General features: G+C 72.8%; 17 protein-coding genes. 1 reads left to right on the top strand and 16 read right to left on the bottom strand.

Going from position 1 to position 16,910, the window contains the following annotated elements; all coding sequences use genetic code 11:
• Positions 1-61: 61 nt before the first annotated feature.
• The 12 genes from coaBC to pyrR all read right to left on the bottom strand — a co-directional run bounded on the left by coaBC (position 62) and on the right by pyrR (position 13,397).
• Positions 62-1,270 carry a bifunctional phosphopantothenoylcysteine decarboxylase/phosphopantothenate--cysteine ligase CoaBC gene (gene coaBC, locus ACN27D_RS27470; protein WP_421500348.1) on the bottom strand — a complete coding sequence of 403 codons (1,209 nt, stop codon included), beginning with the start codon at positions 1,268-1,270 and terminating at the stop codon, positions 62-64.
• A 14-nt stretch (positions 1,271-1,284) separates the two neighbouring features.
• Positions 1,285-1,551: a DNA-directed RNA polymerase subunit omega gene (rpoZ, locus tag ACN27D_RS27465; RefSeq protein WP_013285517.1), complete on the bottom strand. Its 267-nt coding sequence runs from the start codon at positions 1,549-1,551 to the stop codon at positions 1,285-1,287.
• A 3-nt stretch (positions 1,552-1,554) separates the two neighbouring features.
• Positions 1,555-2,106, bottom strand: a complete 552-nt coding sequence (locus tag ACN27D_RS27460; RefSeq protein ID WP_421500347.1) for a guanylate kinase — start codon at positions 2,104-2,106, stop codon at positions 1,555-1,557.
• Positions 2,107-2,131: 25 nt separating this feature from the next.
• A complete protein-coding gene (gene mihF, locus ACN27D_RS27455; RefSeq protein ID WP_013285515.1) occupies positions 2,132-2,449 on the bottom strand; it encodes an integration host factor, actinobacterial type in 318 nt (105 codons plus the stop codon).
• A 175-nt stretch (positions 2,450-2,624) separates the two neighbouring features.
• The gene (pyrF, locus tag ACN27D_RS27450; protein WP_252448505.1) at positions 2,625-3,464 is read right to left on the bottom strand and encodes an orotidine-5'-phosphate decarboxylase; all 840 of its coding nucleotides are present in this window, start codon (positions 3,462-3,464) and stop codon (positions 2,625-2,627) included.
• A gap of 87 nt (positions 3,465-3,551) precedes the next feature.
• Positions 3,552-4,826: an adenosylmethionine--8-amino-7-oxononanoate transaminase gene (locus ACN27D_RS27445; protein WP_421500346.1), complete on the bottom strand. Its 1,275-nt coding sequence runs from the start codon at positions 4,824-4,826 to the stop codon at positions 3,552-3,554.
• Positions 4,827-4,951: 125 nt separating this feature from the next.
• On the bottom strand, positions 4,952-5,965 hold the full coding sequence (locus tag ACN27D_RS27440) for a quinone-dependent dihydroorotate dehydrogenase (protein ID WP_357898796.1): 1,014 nt from the start codon (positions 5,963-5,965) through the stop codon (positions 4,952-4,954).
• Positions 5,966-6,077: 112 nt separating this feature from the next.
• Positions 6,078-9,425, bottom strand: a complete 3,348-nt coding sequence (gene carB / locus ACN27D_RS27435; protein ID WP_357898799.1) for a carbamoyl-phosphate synthase large subunit — start codon at positions 9,423-9,425, stop codon at positions 6,078-6,080.
• Positions 9,418-10,560, bottom strand: coding sequence for a glutamine-hydrolyzing carbamoyl-phosphate synthase small subunit (gene carA / locus ACN27D_RS27430; protein WP_120570508.1), 1,143 nt, complete (start codon positions 10,558-10,560; stop codon positions 9,418-9,420). Before carA ends, carB begins: the two co-directional genes overlap by 8 nt.
• Positions 10,561-10,615: 55 nt before the next feature.
• Positions 10,616-11,893 carry a dihydroorotase gene (locus ACN27D_RS27425; RefSeq protein WP_421500345.1) on the bottom strand — a complete coding sequence of 426 codons (1,278 nt, stop codon included), beginning with the start codon at positions 11,891-11,893 and terminating at the stop codon, positions 10,616-10,618.
• Positions 11,890-12,816: an aspartate carbamoyltransferase catalytic subunit gene (locus ACN27D_RS27420; protein ID WP_421500344.1), complete on the bottom strand. Its 927-nt coding sequence runs from the start codon at positions 12,814-12,816 to the stop codon at positions 11,890-11,892. The genes ACN27D_RS27425 and ACN27D_RS27420 overlap by 4 nt, the downstream gene beginning before the upstream one ends.
• A complete protein-coding gene (gene pyrR, locus ACN27D_RS27415; RefSeq protein WP_421500343.1) occupies positions 12,813-13,397 on the bottom strand; it encodes a bifunctional pyr operon transcriptional regulator/uracil phosphoribosyltransferase PyrR in 585 nt (194 codons plus the stop codon). The genes ACN27D_RS27420 and pyrR overlap by 4 nt, the downstream gene beginning before the upstream one ends.
• Positions 13,398-13,683: 286 nt before the next feature.
• Here pyrR and ACN27D_RS27410 point away from each other — a divergent pair, with 286 nt between their 5' ends.
• Complete coding sequence (locus ACN27D_RS27410) at positions 13,684-14,172, top strand: transcriptional regulator (RefSeq protein WP_013285505.1); 489 nt, start codon at positions 13,684-13,686, stop codon at positions 14,170-14,172.
• Positions 14,173-14,233: 61 nt separating this feature from the next.
• On the opposite strand, the gene nusB is transcribed toward ACN27D_RS27410, so the two are convergent.
• The 4 genes from nusB to aroB form a co-directional block, all read right to left on the bottom strand.
• Positions 14,234-14,644 carry a transcription antitermination factor NusB gene (nusB, locus tag ACN27D_RS27405; protein ID WP_199733039.1) on the bottom strand — a complete coding sequence of 137 codons (411 nt, stop codon included), beginning with the start codon at positions 14,642-14,644 and terminating at the stop codon, positions 14,234-14,236.
• A gap of 23 nt (positions 14,645-14,667) precedes the next feature.
• Entirely contained in the window at positions 14,668-15,225 is a 558-nt protein-coding gene (gene efp / locus ACN27D_RS27400) for an elongation factor P (protein WP_073827682.1), read from the bottom strand.
• A gap of 111 nt (positions 15,226-15,336) precedes the next feature.
• Positions 15,337-15,777 carry a type II 3-dehydroquinate dehydratase gene (gene aroQ / locus ACN27D_RS27395; protein ID WP_421500342.1) on the bottom strand — a complete coding sequence of 147 codons (441 nt, stop codon included), beginning with the start codon at positions 15,775-15,777 and terminating at the stop codon, positions 15,337-15,339.
• Positions 15,774-16,850, bottom strand: coding sequence for a 3-dehydroquinate synthase (aroB, locus tag ACN27D_RS27390; protein ID WP_421500341.1), 1,077 nt, complete (start codon positions 16,848-16,850; stop codon positions 15,774-15,776). The genes aroQ and aroB overlap by 4 nt, the downstream gene beginning before the upstream one ends.
• Positions 16,851-16,910: the final 60 nt, after the last annotated feature.

The raw sequence follows: 16,910 nt of genomic DNA, 5'->3' as shown, positions 1-16,910 counted from the left end.
TCGGCGGCAGTTTAGTCATCATCGTTCCGCCGCGACCCGACGAACGCGGGTCGACCAACCGTCAGGAACGCGACGGCAACCGCTGACAGACGAGGTCCCAGACGGCGTCGGCCAGGGCCTCCTTTGGTTGCTCCGGCAACCGGTGCACGGCGCCGTCGGCACCGATCACGGTGGCCGCGTTGGTGTCGGCGCCGAAGACCTTGTCCACGCCGACCTCGTTGACCACGATCATGTCGGCCCCCTTGCGGGCCAGCTTGGCCCGGCCGTTGGCCTCCGCGTCGTCGGTCTCCGCCGCGAAGATCACCAGCACCTGCCCGGGCCGGCGACGCCGCCCCAGCTCCACGGCGATGTCCGGGTTGGTGACCAGCTCGATGGTGGGCGCAACCCCGTCGTCGGACTTCTTGATCTTCCCGGTGGCGTAGCTGGCCGGCCGGAAGTCGGCGGGCGCGGCGGCCATCACCACGGCGTCCGCGTCGGCGGCCGCCGCGAGCGTCGCGTCGCGCAGCTCCTCGGTGGTGCCCACCCGGACCAGGTCCGCCCCGGCCGGGTCGGGCAGCGCCACGTTGGCCGCGACGAGCGTGACCCGGGCGCCCCGGGCCACGGCGGCGCGGGCGAACGCGTACCCCTGCTTGCCGGACGACCGGTTGCCCAGGAACCGGACCGGGTCCAGCGGCTCGCGGGTGCCCCCGGCGGTGACCACCACGTGCCGGCCGGCCAGGTCGGCCTCGGCCTCGACGCCGCGGGCCAGCGCCCGGCGGGCCACCACGAAGATCTCCGCCGGGTCGGGCAGCCGGCCCTTGCCGGTGTCCCGCCCGGTGAGCCGGCCCACGGCCGGCTCGATCACGCGGACGCCCCGCGAACGCAGCGTGGCCACGTTCGCGACTGTGGCCGGGTGCTCCCACATCTCGGTGTGCATGGCCGGGGCCAGCAGCACCGGGCAGCGCGCGGTCAGCAGCGTGTTGGTGAGCAGGTCGTCGGCGAGGCCGTGGGCGGCCTTGGCGAGCAGGTCGGCGGTGGCCGGTGCGACCACGACCAGGTCGGCGTGCTGCCCGAGCCGCACGTGCGGCACCTCGTGCACGTCGGACCAGACGTCGTCGGCGACCGGCCGGCCGGACAGGGCCGCCCAGGTCGGCGCCCCGACGAAGCGGAGCGCCGAGGCGGTCGGCACCACCCGGACCCGGTGACCCGACTCGGTGAAGAGCCGGAGCAGCTCACACGCCTTGTAGGCGGCGATGCCGCCGCCGACCCCGAGGACGATCTCGGCGGGCATCGGCGCGGGCGCGGTTACGGCTGGTCGGTCGGCTCGGCGGTGAGCAGGCCCGCGTTGATCTCGCGCATGGCGATGGAGAGCGGCTTCTCCTGCGGGGTGGTCTCCACCAGCGGGCCGACGTACTCCAGGAGGCCCTCACCGAGCTGGCTGTAGTAGGCGTTGACCTGACGGGCGCGCTTGGCGGCGAAGATGACCAGCGCGTACTTCGAGGTGGTCTTCTCGAGCAGCTCGTCGATCGGCGGGTTGGTGATGCCCTCGGGGTTGGTGGCGATGGATCCCACGAATTAAACCTCTGCGTCTCGTGCGCCGCCCGCGGGCGGTCGGGCCGGAGCCAGGAAGGACGAACCGAGCAATCCTACCAGCTCGGCCGCGGCGCGCTCGGTGTGGTCGTGTGCCACGGCGTGGGCGAAGACGGCCGCCACGTCCGGGTCGGCCCGGTACGCCGGCGGCGCGAGCAGCACCAGCCGGGCGCCGGGCGCCGCCGCCCGTACCGCCAGCGCGCCGACCAGGTCCAGCGGCAGCAGCACCGGCCGTCCCTCGGCGAGCCGCGCCCGCACCTCGGCCCGGGGCACCCCCCGGCGGTACGGCCCGATCCGGCACCACTCCAGCAGCTCCCCGGCGGCGATCAGCCGGTCGAAGCCCGGCGCGTCGAGGAAGACGCGGTCCACGCCGTCGCGCTCGTCCGGACGGGGTGGGCGGGTGGTGGCGACCACCGGCACCCAGACAGACGCAAGGCGCGCCCGGACCGCCTCGACGACACTGCTCCGGCCGGCCCCGGAGGGACCGGACAGGACAGTGAGCCGAGCCGCCGAGCGCGCCTCGTCATCCGTGCTCACCGCTTGTTTCTACACGGCGGGCCGTTCAGTTGGCGGCGAACTCTCCGAGCAGAGCCTTGCGCTGCTGCTCGCCGAGGCCGCGCAGGCGACGGCTGTCCGCGATCTTGAGCTTCTCCATGATCTGGGTGGCCCGGATCTTGCCGATGCCCGGCATCGCCTGGAGCACGGCCGAAACCTTCAGCTTGCCCACGACGTCGTCGGACTCGGCCCGCTCGAGGACGGTGGCGAGGGTGGTCTTGCCCTGCTTGAGCTGCTCCTTCAGCTCAGCGCGGGCCTTGCGGATCTCCGCGGCCTTCTCCAGCGCGGCAGCGCGCTGCTCGGGGGTCAGTGACGGGAGCGGCACCAGTTCTCCTCAGGTCCCTAGTACGGCGGGCTGAGCGCCCCACCGCATCTGTGAAACGTGGTGTCGCTGGCAACCAAAGGGGTCCGTGGTTCCCAGCGCGGGGAAAACTAGCGGTCAACGGAGATTTCGGCAACGTGGGCGCGCGATGATCAACCCAAAGTGACCGAGCCGTCAGTCAGTCCGCCGTGCCCAGGGCGGCCCGGCAGTCGGCCAGCACCCGCTCGGTGGCGGCCCGCAGGTCGGCCGGGTCGGGGCCCGCGCCGAGCACCTCCCGGGAGTACGAGGGAAGCACCGACGGCAGCGCGGCGCCGAACACGGTACGCAACCCGGCGGGCGTTCCGCCCTGCGCGCCCAGCCCCGGCGCGAGCAGCGGACCGTTGACCGAGTCCAGATCGTGACCCGTCTCACCGACCGTCGCGCCGACCACCAGACCGAAGCTGCCGAGCGGCTCCGCACCCCGGTTGAGCTGGGAAATCTCGTCGATCACGGTCTGCGCGACGGTGCGCCCGTCGGCACCCACGGCGCGCTGCACGGAGGCACCCTCCGGGTTGGAGGTGAGCGCCAGGACGAAGACCCCGCCACCGTGCTCGGCGGCGGTGGAGAACATCGGGGCGAGCGAACCTACTCCCAGGTAGGGGCTCGCGGTGACCGCATCGACATACAGGGGGCTGGATGGATCGAGGTACGCCGAGGCGTACGCGGCGACCGTCGAGCCGATGTCACCACGCTTGACGTCAAGCAGAGTGAGCGCTCCCAAATCTCGCAACTGTCGGATAGTTGACTCAAGCACACCCACGCCCCGGGCGCCGAAGCGCTCGAAGAACGCCGACTGCGGCTTGACCACGGCGACCCGGTCGCCGATCGCCTCCACCACAGTGGCGCAGAACCGCTCCAGGCCCGCCACGTCGTCGGACAGGCCCCAGGCGGTCAGCAACCCGGGGTGCGGGTCGATCCCCACGCAGAGCGGCCCTCGTTCCGCCACGGCCCGGTGCAGACGGGCGCCGAACGTCTCCATCGCGTCTCTCCCTCTCCCGGCGGCTCCGGGCCGCCTGGCGTGTCCGGCGACGGGCCTCCCGTCGCGCCCTGTGGAACTCGGCCGGGCTCAGCCGGCCTTGACCGCCGCGGCCACTCCGGCCGCGATCCGCGCCACGTCCGCGGCGTCGCAGACGTACGGCGGCATCGTGTAGACGAGATCCCGGAACGGGCGCAGCCACACCCCCTCGGCCACCGCGGCGGCGGTCGCCCGGGGCAGGTCCACCTCGTGGTCGAGCTGCACCACCCCGATCGCGCCGAGCACGCGTACGTCGGCCACACCGGGCGCGTCCCGCAACGGCGCCAGGCCGGCCCGCAGGCCCTCGGCGATGCCCGCCACCCGTCCCGCCCAGTCCCCGGCCCGCAGCAGGTCCAGGGAGGCGTTGGCGACGGCGCAGGCGAGCGGGTTGCCCATGAACGTCGGCCCGTGCGCCAGCACCCCGCCGGCGGAGATCGCGCGCGCCACCTCGGGTGTGCACAGCGCCGCGGCGAGCGTCAGGTACCCGCCGGTGAGCGCCTTGCCGACGCAGAGCACGTCCGGGGTGACGGCGGCGTGCTCGGCGGCGAACATGCGCCCGGTCCGGCCGAAGCCGGTGGCGATCTCGTCGAACACCAGCAGGATGCCGTGCCTGCGGGTCACCTCGCGCAGCACGCGCAGGTAGTGCGGGTGGTGGAACCGCATCCCGCCGGCGCCCTGGACCACCGGCTCCACGATCACCGCGGCCAGCTCGTCGGCTTGCCGCTCGACCGCCTCCACCAGCGCCGCCTCGTACGCCGGGTCCGGCGCCGCGTCGAAGCCGGGCGGCGGCACCGGCGCGAACACCTGCCGGGGCAGCACGTCGCCCCAGAGGTGGTGCATGCCGCCCTCCGGGTCGCACACGCTCATCGGGTGGAACGTGTCGCCGTGGTAGCCGCCCCGCCAGGTGCCCAGCCGGCGGCGCTGAGGGCGTCCCAGCGCCCGCTGGTACTGCAGGCACATCTTCACCGCCACCTCGACGCTCACCGAGCCGGAGTCGGCCAGGAAGACGTGTTCCAGCCCGTCCGGGGTCAGCTCGACGAGCGTGCGCGCCAGGCGTACGGCGGGCTCGTGGGTGAGCCCGCCGAACATCACGTGACTCATCCGCCCGAGCTGGTCGGTCACCGCGGCGTCGAGCACCGGGTGCCGGTAGCCGTGGATCGCCGCCCACCACGACGACATGCCGTCGACCAGCTCCCGCCCGTCGGCGAGCCGCAGCCGCACCCCCTCCGCGCTGTCGACGACGTACGGCGCACTGGCGGAAGGCATGGCGGTGTACGGATGCCACACGTGCCGCCGGTCGGCCTCCAGGATCTCCTCAGGCGTCACGTCTCCTCCTCCGTCACCCCTCCCCCTCTCACCCCCGCGATCTTGCAGTTGCCGCCCCGGCCGCGCCCGGAATGAGGCGGTGTGCCGGGGCCGGAAGTGCAAGATCGCGGGGGTGGAGGGGTGGGTCAGGGTCGGGTGGTCCGGGTTATGGCTCTCGTCAGGGCGGGGCCTCGGTAGATGAAGCCGGTGTAGAGCTGGAGCAGGGCGGCGCCGGCGTCGAACATGCGGGTGGCGTCGTCCGGGTGCAGGATGCCGCCCACGCCGATCACCGGTAGCCGGCCGCCGGTCTCCCGGTGCACGAAGGCGACCATCTCCCGGGCCCGGGCGGTCAGCGGCCGGCCGGACAGCCCGCCGGCCTCGGCGGCGCGCCCCCGGTCGGCCGGGGCGAGCCCGTCACGGGCGAGCGTGGTGTTGGTGGCGATGACCCCGGCCGCGCCCCGGTCGAGGCACACCTCCAGCAGCTCGGCCACGGCCGGCTCGGTCAGGTCCGGGGCGATCTTCACCAGCACCGGCTTCTCCCCCACCAGCGCGGCGAGCAACGCGTCCAGATGGGACCGGTCCTGAAGCGACCGCAGTCCGGGAGTGTTCGGTGAGGACACGTTCACCGCGAAGTAGTCGCCGTGCTCCTTGAGCGCCCGGTAGGAGGCGAGGTAGTCCTCGACCGCCTCGTCCAGCGGGGTCACCTTGGACTTGCCGAGCGAGATGCCCAGCGGCACGCCGAGCGGGCGCGGCAACGCGGCCAGCCGGTCCGCGAGCGCCGCCGCGCCCGCGTTGTTGAAGCCCATCCGGTTGATCACCGCTTCGCTGTCGCGCAGCCGGAACAGCCGGGGCCGGGGGTTGCCCGGCTGGGCGTGCGCGGTCACGGTGCCGACCTCGACGAAGCCGAAGCCGAGCGCCGGCCAGGCCGGCAACGCGAGTCCGTTCTTGTCCATGCCGGCCGCCAGCCCGACCGGGTTGGGGAAGCGCACCCCGAACACGGTGCGCGGCGCCGACCGGAAGTACGCCGCGCGCAGCGCGGCGAGCACGGCCGGCTGCCGCGACACCGCGGCCAGCCGCTCCAGCGTCCACTCGTGCGCCCCCTCCGCGTCCCCACCCGCGAGCGAGAACAGCCGGGGCCGCACCACCTTCTCGAAGATCACGCCCCGGCCCCCCGCCCGGTCCGCCCGATCTCCCCGTTGACCATGAGGTTGGCGGCGATGTGGATCTCCATATCCGCCGCCAACCTCATGATCGACGCAGTGGGGCGGGGGGTCACTCGCCCGCCCGGAGGGCGGCGTGGAGGTCCTGCAGCGGGCGGACCTTCAGGTCGCCGTTGATCCGGGCCTCGATGCCCATGACGGCGGCGGCCGCGCCGGGCACCGTGGTGACACACGGGATGTCGGCGCTCACCGCCGCACTGCGGATCTCGTACCCGTCGGAACGGGCGCTCGCCCCGGAGCCCTGCGGCGTGTTCACCACCAGCGCCACGTCCCCGCCGAGGATCAGCGAGACCGCGTCCGCGCCCTCACCCGACTCGTAGTGCTTGCGGATCTGCTCGCAGGCGATGCCGTGCCGGCGCAGCACCTCGGCCGTGCCGGTGGTGGCCACGATCTCGAAGCCCAGGTCGGCCAGGCGCTTGATCGGGAAGATCATGCCGCGCTTGTCCCGGTTGGCGACCGAGACGAAGATCTTCCCGGCGGTCGGCAGCGACCCGTACGCGGCGGCCTGCGACTTGGCGAACGCCTGACCGAAGCCAGTGTCGATGCCCATCACCTCGCCGGTGGACTTCATCTCCGGGCCGAGCAGCACGTCGATGCCCTTGCCGGACGGCGTGCGGAACCGCTTGAACGGCAGCACCGCCTCCTTGACCGCGATCGGCGCGTCGGCCGGCATGGTACCGCCGTCGCCGGTGGGCGGCAGCATCCCCTCGGCGCGCAGCTGCGCGATGGTGGCGCCGAGCGCGATCCGGGCCGCCGCCTTGGCCAGCGGCACCGCCGTGGCCTTCGAGACGAACGGTACGGTCCGGGAGGCGCGCGGGTTGGCCTCCAGCACGTAGAGCATGTCGCCCTGCAACGCGTACTGGACGTTGAGCAGGCCGCGCACCCCGACGCCGCGGGCGATCTGCTCGGTGTAGTGCCGCACCTGGGCCAGGTGCGAGCCGGCCAGCGTGATCGGCGGCAGCGCGCAGGACGAGTCGCCGGAGTGGATGCCGGCCTCCTCGATGTGCTCCATCACGCCGCCCAGGTAGACGTCGCCGTCGGCGTCCACGAGCGCGTCCACGTCGATCTCGATGGCGTCGTCCAGGAACCGGTCCACCAGCACCGGGCGGTCCGGCGAGATGGCGGTGGCCCGGCCGATGTAGTCGCGCAGCGTGGCGTCGTCGTACACGATCTCCATGCCGCGCCCGCCGAGCACGTACGAGGGGCGGACCAGCACCGGGTACCCGATCTCGTCGGCGATCGTCTTCGCCTCGTCGTACGAGGTGGCCATGCCGTGCGCGGGCGCGCGCAGCCCGGCCCGGGCCAGCACCGCGCCGAACGCGCCGCGCTCCTCGGCCAGGTGGATCGACTCCGGGGAGGTGCCGACGATCGGCACGCCGGCGTTCTTGAGCCGCTGGGCCAGGCCGAGCGGGGTCTGCCCGCCGAGCTGCACGACCACCCCGATGACGCCGGGACCGCCCGCCTCCTTGCCCGAGGTGTCCTCGGCGTGCCAGACCTCCAGCACGTCCTCGAACGTCAGCGGCTCGAAGTAGAGCCGGTCCGCGGTGTCGTAGTCGGTGGAGACGGTCTCCGGGTTGCAGTTGACCATGACGGTCTCGTAGTCCACGTCCCGGAGAGCTTGTACAGCGTGCACGCACGAGTAGTCGAACTCGATGCCCTGCCCGATCCGGTTCGGCCCGGAGCCCAGGATGAGCACCTTCGGCCGGGCCGAGGGCGCCACCTCGGTCTCCGAGTCGTACGTCGAGTAGTGGTACGGCGTGGTCGCCTCGAACTCGGCCGCGCAGGTGTCCACCGTCTTGTAGACCGGCCGTACGCCGAGCCGGTGCCGCAGCGTGCGGACGCCGTCCTCGGCGGCCAGCTCGGGACGCAGCGCGGCGAGCTGCCGGTCGGACAGGCCGGCCCGCTTGGCCCGGCGCAGCAGACCGGCGTCGAGCACCGGCGCGTCCACGATCTCGGCGCGCAGCTCGACCAGCGAGGCGATCTGGTCCAGGAACCACGGGTCCATGCCGCCGGACGCCTCGGACACCTCGGCGATCGACGCGCCGAGGCGCAGCGCCCGCTCGACGGTGTAGAGCCGGCCGTCGTGCGGCGTGCGCAGCGCCGCCAGCGTGTTCTCCCTGGTCGCGCCGTCGGGGTCCGGCACGGTCCAGAAGCCGGACGCCTTGGTCTCCATCGAGCGCATCGCCTTGTTCAGCGCCTCGGTGAAGTTGCGGCCCAGGCTCATCGCCTCGCCCACCGACTTCATCGTGGTGGTCAGCTCCGGGTCCGCGCCGGGGAACTTCTCGAACGCGAACCGGGGGATCTTCACCACCACGTAGTCGAGCGTCGGCTCGAACGCCGCAGGCGTCTTCAGCGTGATGTCGTTGGGGATCTCGTCGAGCGTGTAGCCGATGGCGAGCTTCGCGGCGATCTTCGCGATCGGGAAGCCGGTGGCCTTCGACGCCAGCGCCGAGGAACGCGACACGCGCGGGTTCATCTCGATCACGACGATCCGGCCGTCGGCCGGGTTCACCGCGAACTGGATGTTGCAGCCGCCGGTGTCCACACCGACCTCGCGCAGCACCGCGATGCCGAGGTCACGCAGCCGCTGGTACTCCCGGTCGGTGAGCGTCATCGACGGGGCGACGGTGACGCTGTCGCCGGTGTGCACGCCCATCGGGTCGACGTTCTCGATCGAGCAGACCACCACCACGTTGTCGTGGCGGTCGCGCATCAGTTCGAGCTCGTACTCCTTCCAGCCGAGCACGCTCTCCTCGATGAGCACCTCGTGCACCGGGCTGGCCGCCAGGCCCGCGCCGGCGATGCGCTCCAGGTCCTCGTCGGTGTGCGCCATGCCGGAACCGAGGCCGCCCATGGTGAACGACGGCCGGATGACCACCGGCAGGCCCAGCTCGGTGACCGTCTCGCGGACCTCGTCCATCGAGTGGCAGACCCGCGACCGCGGCACCAGCGCGGACGGATCCGCCAGGCCCAGCCGTACGCCGGCCTTCGCGACGATCTCCTTGAACAGCTGCCGGTCCTCGCCCCGGTTGATCGCCTCGATGTTCGCGCCGATCAGCTCGACGCCGTACTTCTCCAGCACGCCCGCCTCGTGCAGGGCGACGGCCGTGTTCAGCGCGGTCTGCCCGCCGAGCGTCGGCAGCAGCGCGTCGGGGCGCTCCTTGGCGATGACCAGCTCGACGAATTCCGGGGTGATCGGCTCGACGTACGTGGCGTCGGCGAACTCCGGATCCGTCATGATCGTCGCCGGGTTGGAGTTGACCAGGCTGACCCGGATCCCCTCGCTGCGCAGCACCCGGCAGGCCTGGGTGCCGGAGTAGTCGAACTCGCAGGCCTGTCCGATCACGATCGGCCCGGAGCCGATCACCAGGACGTGCTTGAGGTCGGTCCGCTTAGGCATTCGTGCGCCCCTCGATCAGCTCTGCGAAACGGTCGAAGAGGTAGTCCGCGTCGTGCGGGCCGGCCGCCGCCTCCGGGTGGTACTGGACGGTGAAGGCGGGCACGTCCACGGCCCGCAGCCCCTCGACCACGTTGTCGTTGAGGCAGACGTGTGACACCTGGACGCCGCCGAACTCGGTCTGGATCACCTGGTCCGGCACCACGGCGCCGTCCCCGGCACCCGGCACCTGCACCGCGAAGCCGTGGTTGTGACTGGTCACCTCGACCTTGCCGGTGGCCCGGTCGAGCACCGGCTGGTTGATGCCGCGGTGGCCGTACCCGAGCTTGTAGGTGCCGAAGCCGAGCGCCCGGCCGAGGATCTGGCTGCCGAAGCAGATGCCGAACAGCGGGATCCGCCGGGTCAGCACCTCCCGGGCCAGCGCCACCGGGCCGTCGGCGGTCGCCGGGTCGCCCGGGCCGGGCGAGAAGAAGACCGCGTCCGCGCCGGTGGCGAGCAGGTCCTCGATCGTCGACCCGGCGGGCAGCACGTGGGTGGTGACGCCGCGGGCGGCGAGCCGTCGCGGCACGTTGCGCTTGATGCCCAGGTCCACCGCCGCCACCGTGAACCGGTGCTCGCCCTGCGCCTCGACGACGTACGGCTTGGCGGTGGTCACCTCCGCGGACAGGTTCGCGCCGACCATCTGCGGCGAGCGGCGCACCCGCTCCAGCAGGGCGGCCGGGTCGTCCTCGACGCTGGAGATGCCGACGCGCATCGCGCCGCGCTCGCGCAGGTGCCGGGTCAGCGCCCGGGTGTCCACGCCGCTGATGCCGACGACGCCCTCGGCGGCGAGCCGGTCCTCCAGCCCGCCGTCGGCGCGCCAGTTGGAGCTGATCCGGGCCGGGTCGCGCACCACGTACCCGGCCACCCAGATCCGGTCGGACTCGTCGTCGGAGCCGTTGACGCCGGTGTTGCCGATGTGCGGCGCGGTCTGCACCACGACCTGCCGGTGGTACGAGGGGTCGGTGAGCGTCTCCTGGTAGCCGGTCATGCCGGTGTTGAAGACCGCCTCGCCGAAGGTCTCCCCGACGCTGCCGTACGCCTCGCCGTGGAACGTGCGCCCGTCCTCAAGGACGAGAATCGCGGGCCGTCGCTTCACTGTGCCCGCCTTTCGTTCGCTACTGCGGGACTCCGCTCCGCTGCGTTCCTCGCGCTCACTTGACTGCCTTTCCGTCCAGGACCGTCGGCTCGCCGCGCAGGAAGGTCGCCACGATGCGACCCGGCAGCGTCATGCGGGCGTACGGGGTGTTGCGACTACGGCTGGCCAGCTCCGCCGGTTCGATGACGCGGCGGGCGGCCGGGTCGACCAGGGTCAGGTTGGCCGGTACGCCGGGCGCCGGGTCGAGGCCGTGCCCGGCCAGCCCGGCGATCCGGGCCGGCGTGCGGGACATCCGCTCGGCGATCAGGTCCCAGCGGGGGCCGAACACGTCGAGCGCGATCGACAGCGCCGTCTCCAGGCCGAGCATGCCCGGCCGGGCGTACGCCCACTCGCACTCCTTGTCCTCCACGGCGTGCGGCGCGTGGTCGGTGGCGATGATGTCGATCACGCCCTCGGCCAGCGCCTCCCGCAGCGCGGCGATGTCGGCGGCGGTACGCAGCGGCGGGTTGACCTTGAAGACCGGGTCGTAGCTGGCTGCCCTTTCATCAGTGAGCAGCAGGTGGTGCGGCGTCACCTCGGCGGTGACGCGTACCCCGCGCGCCTTGGCCTGGCGCAGCACCTCGACGCTGCCGGCGGTGGAGACGTGGCAGACGTGCAGGCGGCTGCCGACGTGCTCGGCCAGCAGCACGTCCCGGGCGATGATCGCCTCCTCGGCGACGGCCGGCCAGCCGGTCAGGCCGAGGCGGGTGGACACCTCACCCTCGTGCATCTGCGCGCCCTCGGTCAGCCGGGGCTCCTCGGCGTGCTGGGCGATCACGCCGTCGAACGCCTTGACGTACTCCAGCGCCCGGCGCATCAGCCGCGGGTCGGACACGCAGTGCCCGTCGTCGGAGAAGATCCGCACCCCGGCGGCCGAGTCGGCCATCGCGCCCAGCTCGGCCAGGCGCTCGCCGGCCAGCCCGACCGTGACCGCCCCGATCGGCTGCACGTCGACCAGGCCGGCCTCCCGGCCGAGCCGCCAGACCTGCTCGACCACGCCCGCGGTGTCCGCGACCGGCGAGGTGTTCGCCATCGCGCACACCGCCGTGTAGCCGCCGAGCGCCGCCGCCCGGGAACCGGACTCGACGGTCTCGGCGTCCTCCCGGCCGGGCTCGCGCAGGTGGGTGTGCAGGTCGACCAGGCCGGGCAGCGCGACCAGGCCGCTCGCGTCGACGACCGTGGCGTCGTCCGCGGCGAGCCCGCGGCCCGTCTCGGCCACCACGCCGTCGCGGATGAGCAGGTCGGTCGGCTCGCCGCCGACGATGCTGACGCTTCTGATGAGGTACGCGGTCACCGGTTGTTCCCTCCGAGCAGCAGGTAGAGCACGGCCATCCGCACGGAGACCCCGTTGGCGACCTGTTCGACGATGGTGGAGCGGGGCGAGTCGGCCACCTCGGGCGTGATCTCCATGCCCCGGTTCATCGGGCCGGGGTGCATGACGATCGCGTGCGCGGGCAGCCGGCGCATGCGCGGCCCGTCGAGCCCGTAGCGGCGGGCGTACTCGCGGGCCGACGGGAAGTAGGAGTCACCCATCCGCTCACGTTGCACCCGCAGCATCATCACCACGTCCACATCCGGGAGAACGGCGTCGAGGTCGTAACAGACGTCGGTGCCGGGCGCCAGGGCGGCGGCGATGTCGACCGGGATGAGCGTGGGCGGGCCGACCAGGGTGACCTTCGCGCCGAGCGTGGACAGCAGCAGCACGTTGGAGCGGGCCACCCGGGAGTGCAGCACGTCGCCGACGATCGCCACGTGCAGGCCGTCGAGCCGGCCCAGCCGGGACCGCATCGTGTACGCGTCGAGCAGCGCCTGGGTGGGGTGCTCGTGGGTGCCGTCACCGGCGTTGACCACCGACCCGTCCACCCACTCGGCGAGCCGGTGCGGGGCGCCGGAGGCGGGGTGCCGGACGACGACCGCGTCCGCGCCCATCGCCTGGAGCGTGAGCGCGGTGTCCTTCAGGCTCTCCCCCTTGGCCACGCTGGAGCCCTTGGCGGAAAAGTTGATCACGTCGGCGCTGAGCCGCTTGGCCGCCGCCTCGAACGAGATCCGGGTGCGGGTGGAGTCCTCGTAGAAGAGGTTGACCACGGTGCGTCCGCGCAGCGCCGGCAGCTTCTTGACCTCGCGACCGGCCACCGTCGCCATCTCCGCGGCGGTGTCCAGGACCAGGGTGGCGGTGCCGGCGTCCAGGTCGGCGCCGGAGAGCAGGTGCCGGATCATGCGGGTGTACCCCCGTACAACTTGACCTCGTCCGTGCCGTCGGTCTCGGCGAGGGTGACCTTGACGTTCTCGGCCAGCGCGGTGGGGATGTTCTTGCCGACGTAGTCGGCGCGGATCGGCAGCTGCCGGTGGCCGCGGTCGACCAGGACCGCGAGCTGCACGGACGCCGGCCGGCCGACGTCGCTGAGCGCGTCCAGCGCGGCCCGCACGGTGCGGCCGGAGAACAGCACGTCGTCGACGAGGATCACCCGCTTGCCGTCGATCCCGCCGGTGGGCAGGTCGGTCGGGCCGACCGCGCGGGTGGCGTGCCGGCGCAGGTCGTCGCGGTAGAGCGTGATGTCGAGCACGCCGACCGGGACTGTGACGTCCTCGAAGGTGCTGATCCGGTCCGCGAGGCGGTGGGCCAGCGGCACACCCCGGGTGGGGATGCCGAGCAGCACGGTGTCGGCGGCGCCCTGGGTCTTCTCCAGGATCTGGTGGGCGATGCGGTCGACCACCCGCGACACGTCCGCTGCGGCGAGGATCACCTTCACCGAGGGTTGTCGCGGCGGCGACGAATGGGCAGCCGGCGGGTAGGCCACGGCGGACCTCCTTCCCCGCCTCACGGGACGGGTCGTTAAAGGACGTCTGGTCGGCTCCGGCAGGCCCGCGCGGGGCCCGGACCGGGGCTTCACGCCACGTTACCAGCGGTCACCGGGCCGCCCGCCGCCGGTCCTGACCTGCTGGTCAGCCCGGAGAAATGGGGACAAGCCACACGTGGGTGCCGGACCCGGTGGACGGCAACACTTGACCACATGTCGCAATCCCCGTACCGTCACGCTCCGTAGCGATAGCTCGGGGAACCCGAACAGCACTGGGAGTGTCCGAATGCCCTCTGAATACGCCAAGTCGCTGGGCGCCCGCCTGCGCTCCATCCGCCAGCAGCAGGGCCTGTCCCTGCAGGGGGTGGAGGAGAAGTCGAACGGGCGGTGGAAGGCCGTGGTGGTCGGCTCGTACGAGCGCGGCGACCGCGCCGTCACCGTGTCCCGCCTGGCGGAGCTGGCCGACTTCTACCGCGTTCCCGTCTCGGAGCTGCTGCCCGACGGCAGCGGGGTGCGTCACGAGCCCACCAGCAAGATCGTCCTGGACCTGGAGCGGCTCTACGACGAGGCCTCCGAGGACCTCGCGTACGTGGCCCGCTACGCGCGCGCCATCCAGCAGCAGCGCGGCGACTACAACGGCCGGGTGCTCTCGATCCGCGCCGACGACCTGCGCGCCCTCGCGATCGTCTACGACGCCTCGCCGTCGGGCCTGATCGAGCGGCTGACCGAGCACGGCGTGCTGGTCGCCGACCCGCGGGCGTTCTTCGCGTCCTGACACCCCGTACGACCGAAAGGGCCCGTGCCTACCGGCACGGGCCCTTCGTCGTCGTGGCGCGTCAGCGCGAGGCGTACTCGGCGATCCGGCCGAGGATGCCGTTGAGGAAGCGGGGCGAGTCGTCGGTCGACATCTGCCGGGCCAGCTCCACGGCCTCGCTGATCGCCACCGCGTCGTCGATCTCGTCGACGTAGAGCAGCTCGTACACGGCGATCCGGGCCAGGTTGCGGTCGACCACCGGCATGCGCTCCAGCGTCCACCCCTCGGCGTAGCTGGCGATCGTCTCGTCGATCCGGTCGAGGTGCGCCGCCACGCCCTCGACCAGCCCGACCGCGTAGCCGAGGTGGTCGGGGCGGGGCTGCTCGATCCGTTCCAGGTAACCGGCGAGCACCTCGACCGGCGGGCGGTCCCGCAGATCGGCCTCGAAGAGCACGTCCAGCGCCCGCTTGCGCGCCTTGCGGCGCGCCGGCATCTGCTGCTTGGGGCCCTCGGCCATCAGGCTCGGCCGAGGTAACGGCCGTCGCGGGTGTCGACCTTGATCTTCTCACCGGTGGTGATGAACAGCGGCACCTGCACGGTCGCGCCCGTCTCGACGGTGGCCGGCTTGTTGCCGCCGGTCGACCGGTCGCCCTGCAGGCCCGGCTCGGTGTAGGTGACCTCGAGCACGACCGAGGTCGGCAGCTCGATGTACAGCGGCACGCTCTCGTGGGTGGCGACGGTCGCCTCGGCCTCGGGGAGGAGGTAGTTGGCGGCCTCGCCGACGGTGGCGCCGGGGACGGTAATCTGGTCGAACGTCTCCAGATCCATGAAGACGTAGTCCTCGCCGTCGGCGTAGAGGTATTGCATGGTGCGCTTGTCCACGGTCGCGGTCTCGACCTTGGTGCCCGCGTTGAAGGTCTTGTCGACCACCTTGCCGGACAGCACGTTCTTCAGCGTGGTGCGCACGAAGGCACCACCCTTACCGGGCTTGACGTGCTGGAACTCGACGACGGCCCACAGCTCGCCGTCCAGGTTGAGTACCAGGCCGTTCTTCAGGTCGTTGGTGGTGGCCATTTCCTGCCTTGATCATCAATTGGCGGACAGACCGTCCAAGTCTACTCGCCCTGTCGAATCGGACTCGCGCCACGGAACGGACCGGGCGGGAGCGCCGCCGGGCGGACCGGCTCAGGCACCTGCGGCGAGCCGGGCGGCCAGGTGGTGCAGCGCCAGCCGGTAGCCGTCCACGCCCAGGCCGCAGATCATCCCGGTGGCCACCGCGGAGACCACCGAGTGGTGCCGGAACTCCTCCCGGGCGTGGATGTTGGAGATGTGCACCTCGACCAGCGGGCCGCGCAGCATGGCGCAGGCGTCCCGCACCGCGACCGAGTAGTGCGACCAGGCGGCCGGGTTGAGCACCACCGCCGCCGCCTCGTCGGCCGCCTCGTGCAACCAGGCGAGCATCTCGTGCTCGGCGTCGGTCTGCCGGACCACCACGTCCAGGCCCAGCTCCCGGCCGTGCCGCTCGCAGTCGGCCACGAGCTGGGCGTAGCTGGTCACCCCGTACACGTCGACCTGGCGGGTGCCGAGCCGGCCCAGGTTCGGCCCGTTCAGCACGTACACCCTCACGAGCTGATCTCCGCGTACGCGGCGGCGAGCAGGTCGTCCGGGGGCGCCTCCAGGATCGCCGGGCGGGCGAGCCCGTCGAGCACCACGAACCGCAGCCGACTGCCCCGGGCCTTCTTGTCCACCCGCATCGCGGCCAGCAGCTCCGGCCAGGCGTCGGCCCGGTAGCCGGTGGGCAGGTCGAGCGCGGCCAGCACCCGGCGGTGCCGCTCCGCGTCGGCCGCGTCGAGCCGGCCGGCGAGCCGGGCCAGCGTGGCGGCGTAGACCAGGCCGACCGCCACGGCGTGACCGTGCCGCCAGCGGTAGCCCTCCGCCTTCTCGATCGCGTGCGCCAGCGTGTGCCCGTAGTTCAGCACCTCGCGTACCCCGGATTCGCGCAGGTCCCCGGCGACCACGTCGGCCTTCACGCGGACCGCGCGCTCGACCAGTTCCCGCAGCACCGGCCCGGCCGGGTCCAGCGCGGCGGCCGGATCCCGCTCGACCAGGTCGAGGATGACCGGGTCGGCGATGAACCCGCACTTGACCACCTCGGCCATCCCGGCGGCCAGGTCGGCCGGGGGCAGGCTGTCCAGCGTCGCCAGGTCGGCCAGCACGCCGGCCGGCGGGTGGAACGCGCCGACCAGGTTCTTGCCGGCGGCCGTGTTGATGCCGGTCTTGCCGCCCACGGCGGCGTCGACCATGCCGAGCAGCGACGTCGCGACCGGCACCCAGCGCACGCCGCGCAGCCAGGTGGCCGCGACGAACCCGGCCAGGTCGGTGACCGCGCCGCCGCCCACCCCGACCACCGCGTCGGTACGGGTGAACCCGGCGTCGCCGAGCCGGTCCCAGCAGGCCGCCGCCACGTCGACGTGCTTGCCCGCCTCCGCGTCCGGCACCTCGATCAGCAGCGGCGTCACGCCGCCCTCGCGGACGCCGCCGGCGAGCTTGTCGGCGAGCGCCTTGAGCGGCGGCGCGTGCAGGAAGGCCACCCGCTCGGCGCCGGGCAGCAGCCGGGGCGGCGGGTCCAGCAGGTCACGTCCCACGAGCACGTCGTACGGCCGCTCGCCGCCGACCGGGATCCGGGTCACCTCGTCCATCGCGGGCAGCCTAGTCCAGCGCGCCGCCCTCGCGCGGCCGTTGTCCACTGGCTGGGTGTT

The sequence above is a fragment of the Micromonospora sp. WMMD1274 genome (assembly GCF_049179035.1).
GTDB lineage: Bacteria > Actinomycetota > Actinomycetes > Mycobacteriales > Micromonosporaceae > Micromonospora > Micromonospora tulbaghiae.
The sequence above is the reverse complement of the archived record's forward strand: the minus strand, read 5'-3'. Positions and strand labels throughout refer to the sequence as shown.

Coding starts and splice junctions, on each gene's coding strand:
- coaBC (WP_421500348.1), bottom strand. CDS start 1,270: ATGCCCGCCGAGATCGTCCTCGGGGTCGGCGGCGGCATCGCCGCCTAC.
- pyrF (WP_252448505.1), bottom strand. CDS start 3,464: ATGGAGACGTTCGGCGCCCGTCTGCACCGGGCCGTGGCGGAACGAGGG.
- carB (WP_357898799.1), bottom strand. CDS start 9,425: ATGCCTAAGCGGACCGACCTCAAGCACGTCCTGGTGATCGGCTCCGGG.
- ACN27D_RS27420 (WP_421500344.1), bottom strand. CDS start 12,816: ATGATCCGGCACCTGCTCTCCGGCGCCGACCTGGACGCCGGCACCGCC.
- ACN27D_RS27410 (WP_013285505.1), top strand. CDS start 13,684: ATGCCCTCTGAATACGCCAAGTCGCTGGGCGCCCGCCTGCGCTCCATC.
- nusB (WP_199733039.1), bottom strand. CDS start 14,644: ATGCCGGCGCGCCGCAAGGCGCGCAAGCGGGCGCTGGACGTGCTCTTC.
- efp (WP_073827682.1), bottom strand. CDS start 15,225: ATGGCCACCACCAACGACCTGAAGAACGGCCTGGTACTCAACCTGGAC.
- aroB (WP_421500341.1), bottom strand. CDS start 16,850: ATGGACGAGGTGACCCGGATCCCGGTCGGCGGCGAGCGGCCGTACGAC.